The 17192-nt window shown below is 62.1% G+C and carries 18 protein-coding genes; 7 read left to right on the top strand and 11 right to left on the bottom strand.

Annotated elements, in window-relative coordinates; all coding sequences use genetic code 11:
- Both AC3WLD_RS17835 and AC3WLD_RS17830 read left to right on the top strand, forming a co-directional pair.
- On the top strand, positions 1–657 hold a 657-nt coding region (locus AC3WLD_RS17835; protein ID WP_492558324.1), incomplete at its 5' end, for a 3'(2'),5'-bisphosphate nucleotidase CysQ.
- Positions 654–1370, top strand: coding sequence for a 2-oxo acid dehydrogenase subunit E2 (locus tag AC3WLD_RS17830; protein WP_492558323.1), 717 nt, complete (start codon positions 654–656; stop codon positions 1368–1370). The genes AC3WLD_RS17835 and AC3WLD_RS17830, both read left to right, overlap by 4 nt.
- A 192-nt stretch (positions 1371–1562) precedes the next feature.
- Here the strand turns inward: AC3WLD_RS17830 and AC3WLD_RS17825 are convergent, their stop codons facing one another.
- The gene (locus tag AC3WLD_RS17825) at positions 1563–2714 is read right to left on the bottom strand and encodes a Gfo/Idh/MocA family protein (protein ID WP_492558322.1); all 1152 of its coding nucleotides are present in this window, start codon (positions 2712–2714) and stop codon (positions 1563–1565) included.
- A 676-nt stretch (positions 2715–3390) separates the two neighbouring features.
- Between AC3WLD_RS17825 and AC3WLD_RS17820 the strand changes: the two genes are divergently transcribed.
- The gene (locus AC3WLD_RS17820; protein ID WP_492558321.1) at positions 3391–5817 is read left to right on the top strand and encodes a TonB-dependent receptor; all 2427 of its coding nucleotides are present in this window, start codon (positions 3391–3393) and stop codon (positions 5815–5817) included.
- A 299-nt stretch (positions 5818–6116) separates the two neighbouring features.
- Here the strand turns inward: AC3WLD_RS17820 and AC3WLD_RS17815 are convergent, their stop codons facing one another.
- The 5 genes from AC3WLD_RS17815 to AC3WLD_RS17795 all read right to left on the bottom strand — a co-directional run bounded on the left by AC3WLD_RS17815 (position 6117) and on the right by AC3WLD_RS17795 (position 9401).
- Positions 6117–7367, bottom strand: coding sequence for a cytochrome P450 (locus AC3WLD_RS17815; protein WP_492558320.1), 1251 nt, complete (start codon positions 7365–7367; stop codon positions 6117–6119).
- Positions 7364–7696: a cytochrome P450 gene (locus tag AC3WLD_RS17810; protein ID WP_492558319.1), complete on the bottom strand. Its 333-nt coding sequence runs from the start codon at positions 7694–7696 to the stop codon at positions 7364–7366. The genes AC3WLD_RS17815 and AC3WLD_RS17810 overlap by 4 nt, the downstream gene beginning before the upstream one ends.
- The gene (locus AC3WLD_RS17805; protein WP_492558318.1) at positions 7693–8022 is read right to left on the bottom strand and encodes a hypothetical protein; all 330 of its coding nucleotides are present in this window, start codon (positions 8020–8022) and stop codon (positions 7693–7695) included. Before AC3WLD_RS17805 ends, AC3WLD_RS17810 begins: the two co-directional genes overlap by 4 nt.
- A gap of 75 nt (positions 8023–8097) precedes the next feature.
- Positions 8098–8547 (bottom strand): nuclear transport factor 2 family protein, encoded by a 450-nt coding sequence (locus AC3WLD_RS17800; protein WP_492558317.1) that lies wholly within the window; start codon positions 8545–8547, stop codon positions 8098–8100.
- Positions 8548–8558: 11 nt separating this feature from the next.
- Positions 8559–9401 (bottom strand): SDR family NAD(P)-dependent oxidoreductase, encoded by an 843-nt coding sequence (locus tag AC3WLD_RS17795; protein ID WP_492558316.1) that lies wholly within the window; start codon positions 9399–9401, stop codon positions 8559–8561.
- 378 nt (positions 9402–9779) lie between these two features.
- On the opposite strand from AC3WLD_RS17795, the gene AC3WLD_RS17790 reads away from it, so the two are divergent.
- A complete protein-coding gene (locus AC3WLD_RS17790) occupies positions 9780–10295 on the top strand; it encodes a GlcG/HbpS family heme-binding protein (RefSeq protein ID WP_492558315.1) in 516 nt (171 codons plus the stop codon).
- 189 nt (positions 10296–10484) lie between these two features.
- Here the strand turns inward: AC3WLD_RS17790 and AC3WLD_RS17785 are convergent, their stop codons facing one another.
- Positions 10485–11996 carry a lanthionine synthetase LanC family protein gene (locus AC3WLD_RS17785; RefSeq protein WP_492558314.1) on the bottom strand — a complete coding sequence of 504 codons (1512 nt, stop codon included), beginning with the start codon at positions 11994–11996 and terminating at the stop codon, positions 10485–10487.
- Here AC3WLD_RS17785 and AC3WLD_RS17780 point away from each other — a divergent pair.
- Positions 11990–12190, top strand: a complete 201-nt coding sequence (locus tag AC3WLD_RS17780; RefSeq protein WP_492558328.1) for a hypothetical protein — start codon at positions 11990–11992, stop codon at positions 12188–12190. The two genes, AC3WLD_RS17785 and AC3WLD_RS17780, sit on opposite strands and share 7 nt — an antisense overlap.
- On the opposite strand, the gene AC3WLD_RS17775 is transcribed toward AC3WLD_RS17780, so the two are convergent.
- Positions 12159–12377, bottom strand: a complete 219-nt coding sequence (locus AC3WLD_RS17775) for a DUF6356 family protein (protein ID WP_492558313.1) — start codon at positions 12375–12377, stop codon at positions 12159–12161. The genes AC3WLD_RS17780 and AC3WLD_RS17775 overlap by 32 nt on opposite strands.
- A 120-nt stretch (positions 12378–12497) precedes the next feature.
- Here AC3WLD_RS17775 and AC3WLD_RS17770 point away from each other — a divergent pair, with 120 nt between their 5' ends.
- Positions 12498–12968, top strand: a complete 471-nt coding sequence (locus AC3WLD_RS17770; protein ID WP_492558327.1) for an Lrp/AsnC family transcriptional regulator — start codon at positions 12498–12500, stop codon at positions 12966–12968.
- A 10-nt stretch (positions 12969–12978) separates the two neighbouring features.
- Here the strand turns inward: AC3WLD_RS17770 and AC3WLD_RS17765 are convergent, their stop codons facing one another.
- The 3 genes from AC3WLD_RS17765 to AC3WLD_RS17755 are packed head-to-tail and all read right to left on the bottom strand — an operon-like array spanning position 12979 to position 16056.
- A complete protein-coding gene (locus AC3WLD_RS17765; protein WP_492558312.1) occupies positions 12979–14256 on the bottom strand; it encodes an MFS transporter in 1278 nt (425 codons plus the stop codon).
- A gap of 4 nt (positions 14257–14260) precedes the next feature.
- A complete protein-coding gene (locus tag AC3WLD_RS17760; RefSeq protein ID WP_492558311.1) occupies positions 14261–15178 on the bottom strand; it encodes an NAD(P)-dependent oxidoreductase in 918 nt (305 codons plus the stop codon).
- Positions 15179–15222: 44 nt separating this feature from the next.
- Complete coding sequence (locus AC3WLD_RS17755) at positions 15223–16056, bottom strand: class II aldolase/adducin family protein (RefSeq protein ID WP_492558310.1); 834 nt, start codon at positions 16054–16056, stop codon at positions 15223–15225.
- Positions 16057–16345: 289 nt separating this feature from the next.
- Between AC3WLD_RS17755 and AC3WLD_RS17750 the strand changes: the two genes are divergently transcribed.
- Positions 16346–17191 (top strand): TauD/TfdA dioxygenase family protein, encoded by an 846-nt coding sequence (locus AC3WLD_RS17750; RefSeq protein ID WP_492558309.1) that lies wholly within the window; start codon positions 16346–16348, stop codon positions 17189–17191.
- The last annotated feature ends 1 nt before the right edge of the window (position 17192 follow it).

The following is a 17192-nucleotide window of genomic DNA, read 5'->3' as shown; positions in this document are numbered from 1 at the left end:
TTCCTCGTCCACGCCCTGCGCGAGCAGCGCCCCGATGACGGGCTCCTTTCCGAAGAGGAGAAAGACAACGCCGAACGACTGTCGAAGTCGCGGGTGTGGATCGTCGATCCGGTCGATGGGACCCGCGAATACGGCGAGGCCAGGACCGACTGGGCGGTTCACGTCGGTCTTGCGGTGAGCGGCGTCGCTACCGTCGGTGCCGTCGCCTTGCCGGGTGCCGGCGACCTCCTGCGCAGCGACCGGCCTGTTGCGGTGCCGCCGGCGGCGAAGCGGCTGCGCATGGTCGTCAGCCGCACACGTCCGGCTCCCGAGGCCGTGGCGGTGGCTCACGCGCTGGGCGCCGAACTGGTCGCCATGGGCAGCGCCGGCGCCAAGGCGATGGCAGTCATCCGCGGCGACGCGGACATCTATCTTCACTCAGGCGGGCAGTACGAATGGGACAGTTGCGCCCCTGTCGCGGTGGCCCTGGCCCATGGACTGCATTGCAGCCGCATCGACGGGAGCCCGCTCATCTATAACCAACGGGATGTCTATATGCCCGACCTGCTGATCTGCCGCGCAGAGCACGCGGACGACGTTCTGGGCAAGATCGCAGCGCTCGGGACAAGCGGGTCTACGGCCCGAGATGATCGAAACGGCAAAGGAACCACTTCATGACACAACCCACTCTCGCGGACTATCTTGCGCAGTTCGGCGAGGTGAGGGCTCAGCCATTGTCGCGAATTCAGCAAGTCGTTGCCCGTCGCCTGACCCAAAGCTGGACGGCGATACCGCATGTCACGCACCATGACGATATCGATGTAACAAAGCTCGAGACTCATCGAGCCGCAATCGCTGGAACGGTCGGCAAGGTCACGCCGCTGGCATTCGTTGCCAAGGCGATGGCCCGTGCGTTTGCGGACTTCCCGCAATTCAACGCATCGTTGAGCGAAGACGGCAAAAGCCTGATCGTGAAGAAATACGCCAATATCGGCATCGCCGTAGATACGCCGGGGGGGCTCGTCGTGCCGGTCCTGCGGAACGTCGATACGCGCGAGGTGGCTGATCTCGCGGCGGAAATCCGTGATCTCAGCAGCCAGGCGCGCGAGAAGGGCCTGCCCATGAGCATGATGGAAGGCGGTTCGATGACGATCTCGTCGCTCGGCGGCATCGGCGGCACGGCCTTCACTCCGATCGTGAACCAGCCAGAAGTAGCGATCCTGGGCATAACCCGGACCAAGGTGCAACCGGTGTGGGACGGAACGGCATTTCAGCCGAGGACGATGATGCCGCTCTCGCTCAGCTATGACCATCGCGTGATAAACGGCGCGGACGCGGCACGATTTGTGCGGAAGCTGGAAGATATCCTGGGCGATCCTGCCGAATTGTGAAGCCGCCATCCCGTCGTTTTCGAACCGCCTTACGTTGGAGCGGTGCGGAGATGGGATTGGCGTCTGACGCGGTTTGAAGAAGCCGCCGGGTCCATGGGCTGGCAGACTGCCGCGCTGGCGCGCTCCGGCCACCACCCATGGATGGCCGACCTGCCCGGCTGATATGCCAGGGCAGGTCGACGCATCTGCTTTCTACAGGTCCGCGATCGACACGCGCCTTCCGGTATCGCTCGACTGTTCGAGCGCGATGACCACCTTGTGCGCGTGCAGCGCCTCCTCGAAGCTGGGCGAGGGGCGGGCGTTGCCCTTGATCGCCTCGATCATGTTGTGGAACATCCAGCTCATCTCGACGAGATAAGCCGGGGCGTTGTCCTTGTTCCAGGGGGTGTTCGGCACGGCGTAATGCTCAGGCGCGATATCGACGGGCCCTCCGGTCAACTCGCCATATTCCTTCTGGGCGACAGGACCGGCATAGAGTTTCGCGCTGACCCCGTCACCGAAGGTTGGATCGGTATACAGCAGGCGGCCGCGATCACCCCAGACTTCCAGGCGGATGACTTCAGCGTCGGGTACGCACCACCCCGTCTGCAGGTTGCCGATTGCGCCGTTCTCAAGCCGCATGACGGCGCAGCCCAGGTCTGCGGTATCGGGTTTGAGCACCATGCCGTTGGGAAGCGGCCACTCCTTCAACCCCGTCGCCTGCAGACCGGTGACTTCCGCCACGGGGCCGAGCAGGTGTGTGAGCAGCAGGGTCGTATGGGTGCCGAAATTGCGCCAGGCACTGCCGCCGCTCTCCTTGTCGGCTAGCCACAGGTAGGGATCCATGCCCCCTTCGGGGAAGGCGCAGGCCGGATAGATCATACCGTCGCGCTCCCACAGCGGCATATGCAGCTGCATGTTGAAGCCAAGGACCTTTCCGAGGAATCCTTCGTCGATCATCTGCTTCATTTGCAGCGCCGCCGCGCCCCACCGGAACTGCGCATCGGTAACACCGATCAATCCCTTTTCGCGGGCCAGCTCGGTCTGCGCCTTGGCCTGATCAAGAGTGATCGCGAAAGGCAGTGCATTGTAGACGTGTTTGCCCGCGTTCAATGCGGCCATCACCATTTCGGGGCGATAGGCAGGGCGACTGCCGACGTCGATGATGTCGATCTCGGGATCGGCGACCAGATCGGCTATGCTCCAATAAGCCTTGGGAATGTTGAAGGCCGCGGCAGCGGCCTCGGCCGTTTCCTTGTGTGCCGTACATACCGCTGCGATTTCGACGTCCGGCAATTGCTGCCAGATCATGCCGTGGACCTTGAGGCTCCAGTTGGCACCGATGATGCCGATCTTGGTCGTCATTTTGCTTCTCTCCGTAATGAAACGTACGCCGACTTTCCCTTGGGAGTGGGAAAAGGCAGCCTTCGCCAGACCGAGCGGTGTTGCTTGCTGATACCAAAGGCAACGTCGATAGATAGCTGTCCAGTGCAAGCACGCCTGGCCTGCATGCTGATCAGCTATGAGATGAATACAGATCGGCGGCGACAAAGAAGCGGGCGGACTGGAAAATCCGGGGCGGGGCAGTCTCCCGCAAACGCGCGGCGGAACGGCGTTTTCTGGCAACTATCAGGCCGGAAAGGATCTGCGTCGGGCCGCGTCGCTGTTGGTCACCCAGCTGCGCAAGGGCCCAATATCAGATAGAAAATATGCGCTGACGAGCAATTCTCATCTGCGCAGAACCAACTAATGGGGCGGCCCTGAAAGCTTGTCGGGCGCCGGTTCGGTGATGCGGATTTTAAAGTTCCGCGTTGGCCGAACGGCATCGTTCAAAATGGGGTGGGCAAAGGGAATGGTCGGTCGCCGACTATTCGCGGTCCAGCGATGAAGCGCAGCCAGCGTCACGGAAGCTGGGAGCCTTGGCGGACAAGTCGAAACGATCCGGGCCGACTTCCGGATGAGAAAAGGACTCCTGGCCGGACATGCGCGTGTCCGTTCGGGTGTCCTCTCGCCTGAGTACTTTGATGTTGCAAAAGGATAGATGATGAAGGTTTCAGCAGGGAACGCAGCTATTTCGGCTATCGCGCTGTCGATCGCCATGTTGGCCCAGACCGCGCAGGCGCAGGATAGCGCACAGGTAGGCGATGCGGCCGAGACAGACGCTTCGACGCAATCCGAAAGTGGTTTCGGCGAAATTCTCGTGACAGCGCGCAAGGTCGGCGAATCCTCGCAGTCGCTGCCGATCTCGGTGGCCGCGTTTACCGGTGAAGAGCTTGAGCAGAAGGTCGTTCTCAGCGCGCAGGACCTGCAGGCAATCACCCCAGGCCTGACGGTTTCCAATAACGCGACGGGCGGTGTGCCGGTCTTCGCGATCCGCGGCACCTCGACCGAACTCGGCATCGACGGCGGTGTCGCAATCTATTTCAACGACGTGCCGCTCATCTCGACTGTGGGCATCATGAATTCGTTCTATGACGTGTCGACGATCGAAGTGCTCAAGGGGCCGCAGGGAACGCAGTTCGGCACCAATACCACTGGCGGCACGATTTCTGTGCGCTCCAACCTGCCGACCGACGAATTCGAAGGCTACGGCAAGGTCGGCTACGGCAACTTCGACCGCCGCGAGATCGAAGGCATGATCAACATTCCGGTTAACGACGCGATCGGGTTCCGGTTTGCGGGCAACTACGTCAAGCGCGACGGCTACGTAAAGAACCCGGACAATGCCGGCATTCTGCCCGAGGATTTCCAGAACGAGAACCATTACTCACTGCGCGGAACCATGTCGATCAAGAGCGGCGTTTTCGATAACGTCCTGATCGCCGATTACTACAATCGCGACGAAGCGCCTTACACCGCCGTGCCGGTCAAGTACGTCACTAGCGCGCTCGGCATTTTCCCACCCGATCTTGGTGCCAAGGTGGGCGACTACAATACAGTGTACATGGCGCCCAACTTGACTGGTATCCAGCCCGAACTGTTCGGCCGGGCCGACCTTTTCGGCTTGCAGAACAAGACGAACATCGAGCTGTCGGACACGCTTTCGCTGCGCAACGTGCTGGGTTATCGCAATGACCACACGACCAATTCTGAAAATCCTCCGGGCTTCACCCGTCCCGTCAACACGGACGTCTACCGGGAAGACAAGGTTTCGCAGTGGACTGACGACCTCACCTTGCGCTTCGCAAGCGCCGACCTCGGTCTGCGCGTAAGCGTAGGCGGCTATTACTCGTTCATGCGCCGCAAGACCGGTATCAACGCCAACGTCCTGCAAGGTCTCTTCGCGGCCTTTGGCGCTCCGAACAATGTCATCAGCACCAACAATTTCGAACGCAAGGAAACCGAATCGAAGGCAGTTTATACCAACGCCGAATACGACGTCACCGATACCCTGATCGCCGCGGCGGGCTTTCGCTACAATTGGGACGAAGTCCGCTCGAACGTGACGGCGGGCAGCAACGTGTTCAATCCCGCCACCCCACTCGGCACGCTCCCGATTTTCGGTCCGGATTTCTTCCCGACCCAAGCACGTCCATGCGATTTCAATAGCTTGATCGGATATGCCAACTTCAATCCCGCAACGTGCAAAGCGTCGCGGAGTGCCAATTTCAAGGCTCCGAGCTGGATGTTCGGTCTTACCAACAATTTCAGCAACCGCGTGCTCGGCTATGCCAAGATCAGCCATGGCTATCTTGCTGGCGGCACCAACTTCACCCTGCGTGATCAAGGGCGCACGACCTATCAGCCGGAAAAGAACACGATGATCGAAGTCGGCATCAAGGCGGACTGGGATCTCGGAGATCGACCGCTTCGCACGAACCTTGCGCTCTATCGCGGCAGGATCAGTGGCAAGCAGGTCTTCGCCAATGCCAACTACGATGGCGGCGGCACTGGCTTCGGCGTGGTCAACGCGGCCAAGGAAACGATCTACGGCCTCGATCTGGAGACCCGTTATTCGCCGGTTGCAGGGCTGACGCTGGACCTGAATTACAATTACATCCACGCCAAGTTCGACGAGTTCATCTACCCCGGGCTGGGTGGCCCGGGCGCTGCGACCTACGTTCCCCCGGTCGACCTCAGCGGCGCGACGCCGGCCCAGACGCCTAAGCATCAAATCAACGGGGCGATCACGTACGTATGGCCGACCGACGAAGCGACCGGTGAGGTGTCGACGACACTGTCAGGCTATTACACCAGCCGGACGACCCAGGCCAACCGGCTGGGAACGTTCGACAAACTGGCAGGGGGGGCTGAATTCAACGATCTGCCCGGCTATTTCCTGTTGAACGGGTCAATCAACTGGAAGAACATGATGGGCTCGCCGGCGACCTTGCAGATCTGGGGGCGCAACCTCCTGAACAAGCACTACGGCACCTCATCGCAGGTCCAGTTCGCGACCTTCGGCTATGCGACGGTAACCTTTGGTCCGCCGCGGACCTACGGCGCTTCGCTCCGTTTGGACTTCTGACGCATGATGAAACACCGCCATCGGGGCGATCGCCCCGGTGCGCGGTGTTTCTGCATCTGAAGTCTAAGGCTGTCTCTGCGAAGCATTCAAGTCGGCCTCGGCGCAACAGGCGCCTGGGCTACAATCTTTATCGTAGAGCGGAATGGCGCACTGCAGGCGCAATCGGCGCGTATAAGGAGGAGGGGGCGCGGCAGCAGCCGTAAGCATTCCGGGCTCCCGCCCCGAGCCAGGCACGCGGCTGCAAAGTGTGGGCGGCACAAGCGACGCCACCGGCGTCGATCATGCCACCACGGTCATTATCAGGTATCGAACACCACGCGCAGCTCGATCGGTGCGCGCGAGTTGAAGCCCACGATCTCCGGTGACGGATAATCGGGGTCCAGCCGCAGGTTGGGCAGGCGATCGAGCAGTGCATTGACCGCGCGGTTCATCTCGATGCGTGCCAGGTGCTGGCCAATGCAGACGTGCGGGCCCAACGCGAAGGCGGCGTGGCGCTTCTGTTCGCGGAAGATGTCGAATTTGTCTGGATTGGGATAGCGTGAAGGATCGCGGTTCAGCGTGGCCTGCACGACATCAACCTTGGCTCCGGCCGGAATCGTCACGCCCATCAGATCCACATCGCAAAGGGCCTGCCGGGTCATCGCCGTCAGGGGACCGTCCCAGCGCAACGCCTCGTCAATCGCCTGATCCACCAGCGAGCGGTCGGCACGAATGGCTGCAAGCTGATCGGGATTGGTTAAAAGGCCGACCAGCAACGAGCTTGTGCCGCGATACGTGGTGTCGCCCGATGCGTTGAGGAGCTGGCGCAGGAAGGACACCGCGATATCGTCGGGCAGGCGTTCGCCGCCGACTTCTGCCTGGGCCAGCATCGTCACGATGTCATCGCCTTGCCCTCGGCGGCGTTCGTTCAGCAGCGTCAGCAGATAGTCGCCCATCTTACGCGACGCTTCGACGGCATGGGGATAGTCGACCATGATGCACATGAGCCCGACCGAGAGCTTGTGAAACAGCGCGCCCTCGTCCTTGGGCAAGCCGAGCTGCGCATAGACGACATCGAACGGATAACGGCTGGTGAACTCGCGGACGAGGTCGGCCTTGCCGTTGCCGACGAAGCCATCGATCAGGCGATTGACCACTTCGGGTACAAGATGCGAGCCCCAGCCCAGCACTTGCTTGGGCATGAACGCCTGCTGGAAAAGCCGCCGGTACCGCGTGTGTTCAGGCGCATCCATACCATTGATAGAAGCGCCGAAAGACTCGGCGTAGACGCGCATCATGATCTCGTTCGAGAATGTCGGCGCTTTCAGATAGGTCTTGGTAACAGCCTCGGTGCCGAAGACCATGTAGCTCGGCACATCGGACCACAGCGCGAATTCCTCAAGGCCGAACTGCTCTCGCAAGGACCCTTCCTGTACCGGTCCGCGCGCCGCCAGCTCGTGGAAAAGGGGCCAGGGATCCTTGATTTCGAACAGGCCGGCCGCCGTATCAAAGGTTTTGAACGGATCGAAGCCAGGATCGTCGAAGTCGGAAATACGGGCAATGGCGTTCATTGATGTTTCCTAATTACGCGGAAGCGTTCGACCCGGGCCGGGGGCCAGATCAGCGGCAGGGCAACGACACCGTTGACGGCACCGCTCGCCATGATCAAGTCCTGATCGGGATCTACGCCGAAACTGGGCACGCGCTTGATCCATTCTTCCAGCATGATTGTGATTTCGCTGCGCGCCAGGCCTGCGCCGGGGCAGTTGTGTACACCGGTGCCGAAGGTGCAGTGCGTGCTGCGCGGACGGTCGAAATCGACGGTGGCGGCATTGTGCCAACGCTTTTCGTCAAGACCGTGCAAACAGCTGGCGAGGACGAGCATGTCGCCTGCCTTCATGGCATAGCCGTCACGCTCGATATCGTGGACGATCCGACGGCCCGGTCCTCGGGCAGCGGCGGGTTCTCGAAGTCGGGCAGCCATCCTTCGGTTGCGCCAATGAACACCTTGGCAAACCGGCCGGCGGTCGCGCTGTAGAAGCCTTCGCGCGTGACACAGCGGGCATGGCAGGCAACCGCCTTGCCGCGCGTGTCCACGCCCAGATCGTTGACGACGACCTTCGCCTCCAGGCTGGGCAGGTTCAGCGCATAGTCGCGCCCAAGACCGCTGCCGGCCCCCATCACAATCGCCACGCGACCGTCGAAACGTCCTTCCGCACTGCTCATCTCAGGCACTCCGTCCGCTGTTTCGCGGCAGGCATGACCCGCGCCCGCCAGCCGATCGCCACGAACCGACCGTTCTCAGGCACCCTGCGTAAAGTCGACGTGGAGCCTGGTGAGCTTCAAGGTCTTGATGACCCACCCCTTGTCGGTCTTCTCGTAGGTCTCGTGGTAGTGACCCATACCGTTCATGCGCTGGCCTGGCGTTGCGCTGTCGGCGCTCCAGATCAGGTTGTCCTCCATGGCCCATATGCCTTTGGCGGTCGTGGGCGACAGGATCTCGATTTCCGGACAATGGCCGTGGTGCACCGAAGTGACATCGCTGGTCAGCGAGGCAACGGGGATGGCGACGGCGGCGTCGGCGCCGACGATCACGCCGGCGTCGGGCATGTCCGCCGTGATATCGAACACCAGATCATCGGCGAAGACCGAGCGGTATCCTTCCCAGTCCTTTGTATCGACGCAGCGGCAATACTTCGCTTTGAGGCGCTTGATTTCCTCTATCGCGAGAAGTGTTTCGATTTCAGTCATCGTCACGCTCCTCAGTTGATCGAGCGGCACAGGCCGCCGTCCACGCGATAGTTCGAGCCCGTCATGTAGCTGGCCTGCGGGCTGGCAAGGAATGCCACCATGCGGGCGATGTCCTCGGGCCGGCCAAAATGCCGGGTCGGCTGGACTACCACTTCACTTGTAAAGCGACGTTCGACGGTCGGCCAGTCGAGCTCTGTCCAGCCGAGCTGCTTCGCCCATTCGACGAAGCCTTCGCGCACGCCTTCGGTCGCGATCGCGCCGGGCGACACGGCATTCACCGTCACGCCAGTACCCGCCAGCGACTTGGCAAGACCGCTGCTGAGATTGGTAACAGCAGCCTTGGCGGGCTGGTAATCCGCCAGATCGACCTCGGTCTGGGTTGCCGATGCGCTGGACATGTTGATGATGCGGCCCCAACCGCGTTCTATCATACCGGGCGCGAAAGCCTGAATCAGGCGCACCGTCGACCCGACATTCTGCTCATACGTCCAGCGCCAGTCATCCCACGGCGTTTGCAGCCAGTTGCGATTAAAGCTCTCCGCGGTCGTGTCGGGACGGTTCGAAGCCGCAAACCCCCCGGCATTGTTCACGAGAATGTCGATCCCGCCGAACTCTTCAAGGACCTTAGCGCTTACCTCGGCACAGATTGACTCCTCGCTCAGTTCGCCGATCACGTGGCTTGCCTTGCCCCCGGCATCGCGGATGCTCTGCGCAACCGCCTCGGTCTTCGCCCGGTCGCGACCGTGCACCATGACCCGGGCGCCCTCGGCGGCGAGAAGGCGGGCGGTTGCCGCGCCGATCCCTGAACTGCTGCCGGTGACCAGCGCGCGCTTTCCTTCAAGTTCAAGATCCATTCGATCCTCCAGTTGCGAAGGAGCGGCTTCGAGTGAAGGCGCCCCGCAAGTTATTGGGCGCCTGCGCACCTTGATGACGAGGTTGGTAGAACTCTCATGACATCAAGTTGCAAAGGAATGCGGCGGCTCTTGCACCAGGAACTGCTACGGATGTGATATCGGGCTCAAAGGCGCTCCGCGGCCCAGTGAAGGGCGGAGATCGGGTTGCTGAACGTGGTTGCGGTGATATCATCGCGGCAGGATCCACCGACGTATGTTGCGTATCCGGCACGGTCGTCCGCTCGTGTCGCTCGCAAGTCCGTATCGCACGCTGCAAGCAGCCGTGGTCACTGGCAGGCATGCGACGAACCGGAAATTCCCGTCGTCCAGCCCTTCTGGATGGAGATCACCCTCCATACAGCAGTACGACGCTTCAGCGCCGCGGCTGCACGCATGATTTTGACTGCAACCGAGGAGCTTTCAAGTATGACCAGAATATCCCTGGACCAGGCGCAGGCAATCGTCGCCGGCGCGCTTAAGGAAGGTCGGGCGATGAATCTCAAGCCGCTGACGGTTGCGGTCCTCGATGCTGGCGGGCACGTGGTCGCCTTGGCCCGCGAGGACGGATCCTCAAATCTGCGCCCACAGATTGCCACGGGGAAGGCGACCGGCGCCCTCGCGCTTGGCATGTCGTCTCGTGCCATCGCCGAAATGGCCGAACAGCGCCCCATGCTGATCAGTGCGGCCGGAGCGCTCAGCGCAGCTGGTTTGATCCCTGTGGCGGGCGGCGTTTTGATCCAGGTTGACGGAGGCGAGCTGGTGGGCGCGGTCGGAGTCACCGGGGACACCAGCGACAACGATGAGAAGGCGGCGCTCGCCGGTATTGCGGCGGCAGGCCTGTCTGCAAGGGTCTGAGCGGGACCAGCCCCTTGATTGCAGCGCTTGCGGGGTGGCCAGACTGCAACGCTATCGCGCTGCGATCGAGGGCCTTGCCGCGCTCAAGGGTCGGGTGCGTCAAATCGTGACAGGCAGGATGCGTTACCCCGAACTACGCCCGCAGGCGTACTCCGCGTTCGAGTCGGCTTTTCGGGGCTTTTGGCCGGATCAGACCCGACGCTGGGGAAACGGAGTGTCCCAGGGGATCGTGACGTCGTAGCGGCCGCTTTCCGCAAGATGCAGATGGAGAAGCGCGGTAGCGATGCCGGCTGATCCAATCATGTATCCCGTCTCGGCGTTGACGATATTGGGATCGACCCGCGACCAGGCCATGAACCATTTGTCGCCCTTGCCGTCCAGGTTGTTGGCCCGGCTGGATATGGTACGTGCCGACCGGCGCGCGATTTCGAGATAGTCCTCGTTACCGTAACGCGCCCAGAGACCAAGAAACAGCGTGACGTGGCTCGCCACGCCGCAGCACTGGGTGGCCGTGTTCCACATGCCCGGGCTTTCGAGTTCCGGGGCACCCGTGGCGAGAATGCCGTTCGCCAGGCGCGTCATCCAATCGAAATAGATGCGCTCGCCCGTGATGTTGTGAAGCTTGTAGAACAGACGGGCCGTGCCGGCCGCACCGTGGCAGAAGCCTAGGTAGAACAGGTCGGGACAGTCGGGAAGGGCATAGGGCAGCAGCGCCGCCTGATCATTGCCGACAGCGAGGCCCATGAGATGTTGTGTGCCGCGCTTTGCTGCATCGAGGAAGCGCTGTTCGCGCGTCGCTTCGTAGATCGCCGCCAGCGTATAGACTGTGCCCGCCTGGCCATATTCGAAGCCGGGATAGAAACGTTCGGGATAGGCAGGGTTGTGGGAAATCTTCCAGGCCAGCGATCCGTCGCTTTGCGCGGTGGCGAGGCTGATCAGGCGATCGCCGGCTTTGACCGCGGTGCTCATCATCTTCTTGTCGCGCAGCAGAGTTGCAGCCTGGACCAAGAAAAGCACGGTACCGGCATCCGTGAGATAACCGGCATATTCCGTCCAGGTGCCCTTGGGATTGCCGTGATCGGCAGCGGCGACGATCCGTTCGGCGATCGGGCGCAGCGCAGCGGTATAGCGCGGTTCGCCCAGCATCGTGCCAACCTGGTGAAGCGCCATGCCTATTCCGGCAATGCCGAAGGTAATGGCCCAGCGCATGTCCAGGGCCGGTATCGGCTTGGCGGCGATTTCGGGCCAGCGTTTCAGCAGCCGCTCTGCTCCTTCCATCGCGGCGTCACGATAGCGGGCTTCCCCGGTCTTCTGTGCCAGCTCTGCGAAAGTGACGATCATCCCGGCCATTCCGGAATAAAAGCACTCGGGTGCGGAATCGGCGATGAAGACCCGCTTCGGGTTGGCGGGGTCGGCGGGGAAATAGGCGCCGTATTCGTCCGTGGTCTTGTTGGCGATGATCCAGTCGGCTGCCGACTTGGCCATACCGAGATAGTCCGTCGAAGGTGCGAACCTCGCCCTGCTGTCGGTGGCAGCGGTTCCGGGCTGGGCGGCGATCCCCGGCATGCCGCCGGCCCCGGCCGAACGGGCCGCGACCGGGTTGGCGGCAAGAAGTGCGCCTGCGCCAGCAGCAAATGTGCCCGCCTGCAATAGCTTGCGGCGTGAAACGTGGGGTTCGCAGCCGTGATGTTCACATGTCATGCTCGGGCATCCTCTTTGATGCGCTGCGTCGGCGCATTCGTATTTTGATAAAGGTCGGTTTCCGCCGCGGCCCAGTTTTTGCAGGGTTCGTGCAGACGCTACGGCGCGCCGGACTGCGCCTCAACGGAAAACGCGCGCCAAACCTGTCGTCGGCCGCGGTATTCATTCACGTGATTTCCGGCTCCGGACGCTGAGCGTGTGATGCAATTGCGCGATTGTATTGCTGGCAGTCGATTTGAACAGGCACGGCAAGACGGCATGAACTGCGGCGGCGAGGCTGCAACCGAACATCACGATCGAGAACGACAGCGCGGTGCGCAGATGCGCGCCGTAGCTTTCATCGATGCTATGCGGGTGCTCGAGGAATACACGTTTCAACATCGCGCGATTTTCTCCGGTCCTGAATTCCCGTGCTTTATAGCGACGCGAGAGGAGAAAGACGTTTCGCATTTTCCCGGAATTGCTGGACCTTTGGCAAATTTTTCTCCAAGATTCCTCATTATGGAGAAAATTCATCTCGACTCGTTCGATCTTCGCATTCTCGAATCGTTGCAGAAAGATGCGACCCTTTCGCTCGCGCAAATCAGCGCAAGGGTCGGCCTGTCCGCTTCGCCCTGCTGGAAGCGGATCCGGCGATTGGAGGATACCGGCGTCATTCGCAGCCGGGTGGCGCTGCTCGACCGGCAGGCCCTGCAACTGGGGGTGACGGTAATCGTCTCGATCCGCGCGGCGCGGCACAACGAGGAATGGTTCGAGCAGTTCTCGCGAGGCGTGATCCGCATGCCCGAAGTGGTGGAATTCTATCGTATGAGCGGGGATGTCGATTATATCCTGAAGGTCGTCGCTCGCGACATCGATGACTACGACCGGATCTATCGCGACCTCATCAAGATCGCCGACTTGAACGACGTTTCCTCTACGTTCGCAATGCAGGAGCTGAAATCAACGACGGTGCTGCCGCTGCGCCGTTGATGCGACAGGGTTACGCGGCGGCGGTCGAGGCTGCCATGACGCGCCGGTTGGTCACGAAGCGCATGAACAGTGCCAGCATCACGACCAGCACGATCATCAGGATTGCCGAGGTCAGCGAATAGCTTCCCGTTCTTTCGTAGAGTACCGCCGACAACACCGGTGCGAAGCTGCTGACGTTCATGAACAAGTAGCCAAGGCCGAGCACACGTCCGAAGTTCTCGCGTCCGAAGGTGCGCGCCAGCACGACGCCAAGTAGCGGTTGCATCGCTCCCGAGGCGAATCCGCAGAGCGCCGCCACGAAAACGAGGTTGCGATACGTGATCGGGCCCAGCCAGGTGCCAAGGACGATCAGCGTCCAGGCATAGACGAGCGCAAGGCCGAGAAAGCTGTAGCGCGGATCCGAACGATCGATGACATAGCCCCAGAACGGCTTGCTGATGAGGGCGCCGCCCGCAAGGATCGATGTGAGCAAGGCGGCCTGCGCGGGAGTGCTGCCCAGTTCACTCCCCATCGCCGGCAGATAGAACTGCAGGATGAACTGCACCGCCACCAACGATCCCATGCCCAGCGTGGTGACCAGGAAGACCGGGTTGCGCAGGATCATCATGGTTGTCAGTCGGACCGGTGCGTCGCCAGGTTCTGCGGCGGGCTGTGCCGTCGCGAATTCGACCCGTTCGATCGGTGCGAGCACCGCCGGTGGATTGCGGATCAGCATGAAGGCGATGGGCACCAGCACGACGAGGACGAAAGCTGCGATGCCCGCATAAGTCGCCCGCCAGCCATAGGCATCAATGGTGATCGCCATGATGTAAGGCATGATGAGGCCGCCGAGGCCGGCACCGCTCGCCGCGAGAGCAAGCGCGAGGCCGCGGCGTCTGGCGAACCACTTGGCCGACAGGGTCTGCGCGGCAAACGCGCCCGCGCCGGTCGCGCCAACCGTCAGCAGCGTTGCATGGACCGCGATGAGCTGGAACACCGACTGCGCAAGGCTTACTCCCAACAATCCGACAGCCAGCGAGACCAGGCTGAAGGTGACCAGCAGACGCGCGGGGTAGCGATCGAAAATTGGTCCGGCAAACGGGCTCAGGATGCTGATCGCGATGGTGCAGGCGAATGGCACCGCCGACAGGGCGGCGCGGCCGACACCGAACGTTTCCATCCACGGCAACAACGCCACGCCGTTCGCGTAGAACAGCAGTCCGATCGAGAAGATCTGCATCGCCGCCGAGAAAGCGACGATGACCCAGCCGTAATAGAAGGGCGTAGGGCGATGCGAAACGTCGGTCATCGAGTCAACTGATCCTTTCGCTCAGCACGCCTTCGAGAGGACGGCCGCTTCTGTAAGCGTCGATATTGTGACGCACGCGTGCAGCCATTCCGTCGATTGCACCAAGTGTATGGGCGGATATGTGGGGCGAAATGCGCACGCGGGGATGGCCGAGCAGGGGATGTTTCGCAGGGGGCGGTTCCTGCGTCAGCACGTCAAGGGTCGCGCGCCCGACCACTCCGGCGTCGAGCGCTTCGCGCAGTGCTTGCTCGTCGACAAGGTCGCCGCGCGCGATGTTGACCAAATGGAACCCCGGTTTCGCCTTGCCGAGCAGCGCCGCATTGACCAACCCGACCGTCGAAGCAGAGGAGGGAAGGGCAAGTACGACATGGTCGCTGGTGGCGAAAAGATCGTCGAGCGAGACGGCGCGGCGCACACCGTCCAGAAGCGGCGCATCGCTCGCCCGGGTGGCCTGTACCTCCATGTCGAACGCCAACGCCCGCCGTGCGATGGCCGCGCCGATCGCGCCGAAGCCGACGATGCCGAGCCTCGCACCGGCTAGCCCCGCACTGATCCGAGCGGCACCGTCGTTCTTCGACCAGGCTTGTCCCTCTTCCCACACGTCGGGAATGCGCCTTGCCTCTGCCAAGATCGCGCCCATCGCGAATTCTGCCACGGCCACAGCGTTGACGCCGTGCATGGTCGTTACCGTCACGCCATCGAACAACCAGTCAGGATATCCGTCGAGCCCCGTCGAGAGAAGCTGGACCAAGCGGATCGAACCCGGCCACGATGGCGGGCGTACGAGCGGTCCGCCATACGCCTCGGGCGCGACCATCAGGCATTCGACATCCCCTGGCAGCGCTGACAGGTCAGCTCCGGTCGTCCGCAAATCCAGGTTCGCGATGCCGCCCAGCCAGGCGCGCGCAGCCGCTTCGGGCAACTGGACCGCGGCGATCAGCGGACGTGTCACGCCCTCGCGCCCGCTCAGTCCAGCACCTCGGGGTGACGCGCGATCATCGAGCGCCAGTATGGTTCGAACGAGAACACGCCAACCATGTCGGATTCCAGATGCCGGTGCGTCTTCTCGGCAACCTCGTCGGGCATGGGCGTGCCGCCGCCCGCCGCTTCGGCAAGGAGCTGCACACGGCACGCATCCTCGAAAGCCAGATAGCGCCAGACTGCCGACTCCACAGTCTGCCCCACGGTCAGGATGCCGTGGTTCTGAAGGATCGCAGCACGCTTGTCGCCCAGCGCATTGGCCAGCCGCTGCGCCTCGTCGAGATTGTCGAGCACGCCCGAGAAATTATCGAAGATGACATGGTCGCCATGAAAGATCGCCGCGTCCTGGGTGAGCGGCGGCAGCAACCTGCCAAAGGCCGACCACGTCTTGCCGTAAACCGAATGCGAATGGGCAGCCGCGTTCACTTCAGGGCGTAAGGCGTGAAGGCGCGAGTGAATGGCGAAGGCGGCCGGATTTATCTGGCCCTGGCCTTCGAGGATGCGGCCCGTGTGATCGACCAGCATGAGGTCAGACACACGCATCTCACCAAAGGGGAACATGACCGGATTGACCCAGAACCGGTCGGGATATTCGGGATCGCGCACCGTGATATGACCTGCGGCGCCAAGTTCGAAATCTCTCTCGGCGAAGATCCGGAAGGCGACCGCAAGGCGCTGCTTGCGATAGGTACGCTCCTCTTCGACTGTCTCGCAGGGGAACGCAACGTCCTTGCGCTCACCGATCGTCGCGATGGCGCCGGGGCACCCGTCGGATGGCACAGGGCTTTGGTCGCGCCTCAACGTGGCGGCATTCGGCATCGCATTCTCTCCCGGTTCTCAAGGCCCGTTCAAGATCGCACGGTCGTTGATGCCAGGCCGGGTGGCAATCAAGAAACGGTTAGCAGACACTGACCGGCAGTTATCCTCACGGCGCTTTTGGCTAAGCGCGCTTTATCATGCCAACAGATTGTCTCGCTTTCCCCGGTGGGTCTAGTGGCGATAGCAAGGTTGTGCCGGTGCGCGCCCCGATGACGGCGGGCATCCGGTCGGAAAAGGCGCGCGATGAGGCGTCGATGAACGGCGGCGTCTCCGCCGGGGAGCTTGGAAAATGGCAGAACTCGCAGAATTGCCGGTCAGGTCAGCGTCCACCGCGGCCTGCGCGCTCGACATTCGGCCGCTCACCGGGACTTTCGGGGCCGAAGTGCACGGCATTCGGTTGGCCGACGACAACTCGCCCGATACCATCGCGGCGGTCCGCGACGCACTCGACAAATATCGCGTGCTCGTGTTCCGCGGGCAGACCGACCTCGATCCACGTGGCTATATCCGCTTTGCCAGCCACTTTGGCGCTCCCGAGGAGGTGCCGCATCCGTCACTTCCCGCGTACAGCGACGACCTGGGCGAGATTCCGGGCATCAAGGTCCTGCATAGTAACGCCGACGAATATCGCGATCACGCGATGGAGTGGAACCTCGACTCGTGGCACACCGATGGTGCGCCGCGCTCCAATCGCCACTGGCGCTCGCTGCTACAGGCGGTCGACGTTCCCGACTATGGTCGTGACACGATGTTCGCCGACATGGTTACCGCCTTCGAATGCCTTTCGCCTGCAATGAAGGCCTTCCTCGAAGGGCTGACGTGCTCGCATTCCTGGGGGCCGCAAAAGCCGGACGCGCCCGCCGTCACCCACCCGATGGTCGTGACCCATCCGCGCACGGGCAAGAAAGCACTCTATGTCAACAAACTCTACACGCGCAAGGTGAACGAGCTGCGCTATGACGAGAGCACGGCGTTGCTCAATTTCCTGTTCGACCAGGCGAAGATTCCGCAGTGGCAGCTTCGCCTGCGTTGGGAGCCGGGCACCGTCGGCATGTGGGACAACGAGTTCACCCAGCACTACCTGGTGTTCGACCGCAGCTACGACCGGGTCATGCATCGCATCATGATGACCTGAT

Source organism: Novosphingobium sp. FW305-C-111, assembly GCF_058783565.1.
Note: the sequence above shows the minus strand (reverse complement) of the source record. Positions and strands in the feature narration are given on the sequence as shown.

Coding starts and splice junctions, on each gene's coding strand:
- AC3WLD_RS17830 (WP_492558323.1), top strand. CDS start 654: ATGACACAACCCACTCTCGCGGACTATCTTGCGCAGTTCGGCGAGGTG.
- AC3WLD_RS17825 (WP_492558322.1), bottom strand. CDS start 2,714: ATGACGACCAAGATCGGCATCATCGGTGCCAACTGGAGCCTCAAGGTC.
- AC3WLD_RS17820 (WP_492558321.1), top strand. CDS start 3,391: ATGATGAAGGTTTCAGCAGGGAACGCAGCTATTTCGGCTATCGCGCTG.
- AC3WLD_RS17815 (WP_492558320.1), bottom strand. CDS start 7,367: ATGAACGCCATTGCCCGTATTTCCGACTTCGACGATCCTGGCTTCGAT.
- AC3WLD_RS17810 (WP_492558319.1), bottom strand. CDS start 7,696: ATGAAGGCAGGCGACATGCTCGTCCTCGCCAGCTGTTTGCACGGTCTT.
- AC3WLD_RS17805 (WP_492558318.1), bottom strand. CDS start 8,022: ATGAGCAGTGCGGAAGGACGTTTCGACGGTCGCGTGGCGATTGTGATG.
- AC3WLD_RS17800 (WP_492558317.1), bottom strand. CDS start 8,547: ATGACTGAAATCGAAACACTTCTCGCGATAGAGGAAATCAAGCGCCTC.
- AC3WLD_RS17795 (WP_492558316.1), bottom strand. CDS start 9,401: ATGGATCTTGAACTTGAAGGAAAGCGCGCGCTGGTCACCGGCAGCAGT.
- AC3WLD_RS17790 (WP_492558315.1), top strand. CDS start 9,780: ATGGAGATCACCCTCCATACAGCAGTACGACGCTTCAGCGCCGCGGCT.
- AC3WLD_RS17780 (WP_492558328.1), top strand. CDS start 11,990: ATGTCATGCTCGGGCATCCTCTTTGATGCGCTGCGTCGGCGCATTCGT.
- AC3WLD_RS17785 (WP_492558314.1), bottom strand. CDS start 11,996: ATGACATGTGAACATCACGGCTGCGAACCCCACGTTTCACGCCGCAAG.
- AC3WLD_RS17775 (WP_492558313.1), bottom strand. CDS start 12,377: ATGTTGAAACGTGTATTCCTCGAGCACCCGCATAGCATCGATGAAAGC.
- AC3WLD_RS17770 (WP_492558327.1), top strand. CDS start 12,498: ATGGAGAAAATTCATCTCGACTCGTTCGATCTTCGCATTCTCGAATCG.
- AC3WLD_RS17765 (WP_492558312.1), bottom strand. CDS start 14,256: ATGACCGACGTTTCGCATCGCCCTACGCCCTTCTATTACGGCTGGGTC.
- AC3WLD_RS17755 (WP_492558310.1), bottom strand. CDS start 16,056: ATGCCGAATGCCGCCACGTTGAGGCGCGACCAAAGCCCTGTGCCATCC.
- AC3WLD_RS17750 (WP_492558309.1), top strand. CDS start 16,346: ATGGCAGAACTCGCAGAATTGCCGGTCAGGTCAGCGTCCACCGCGGCC.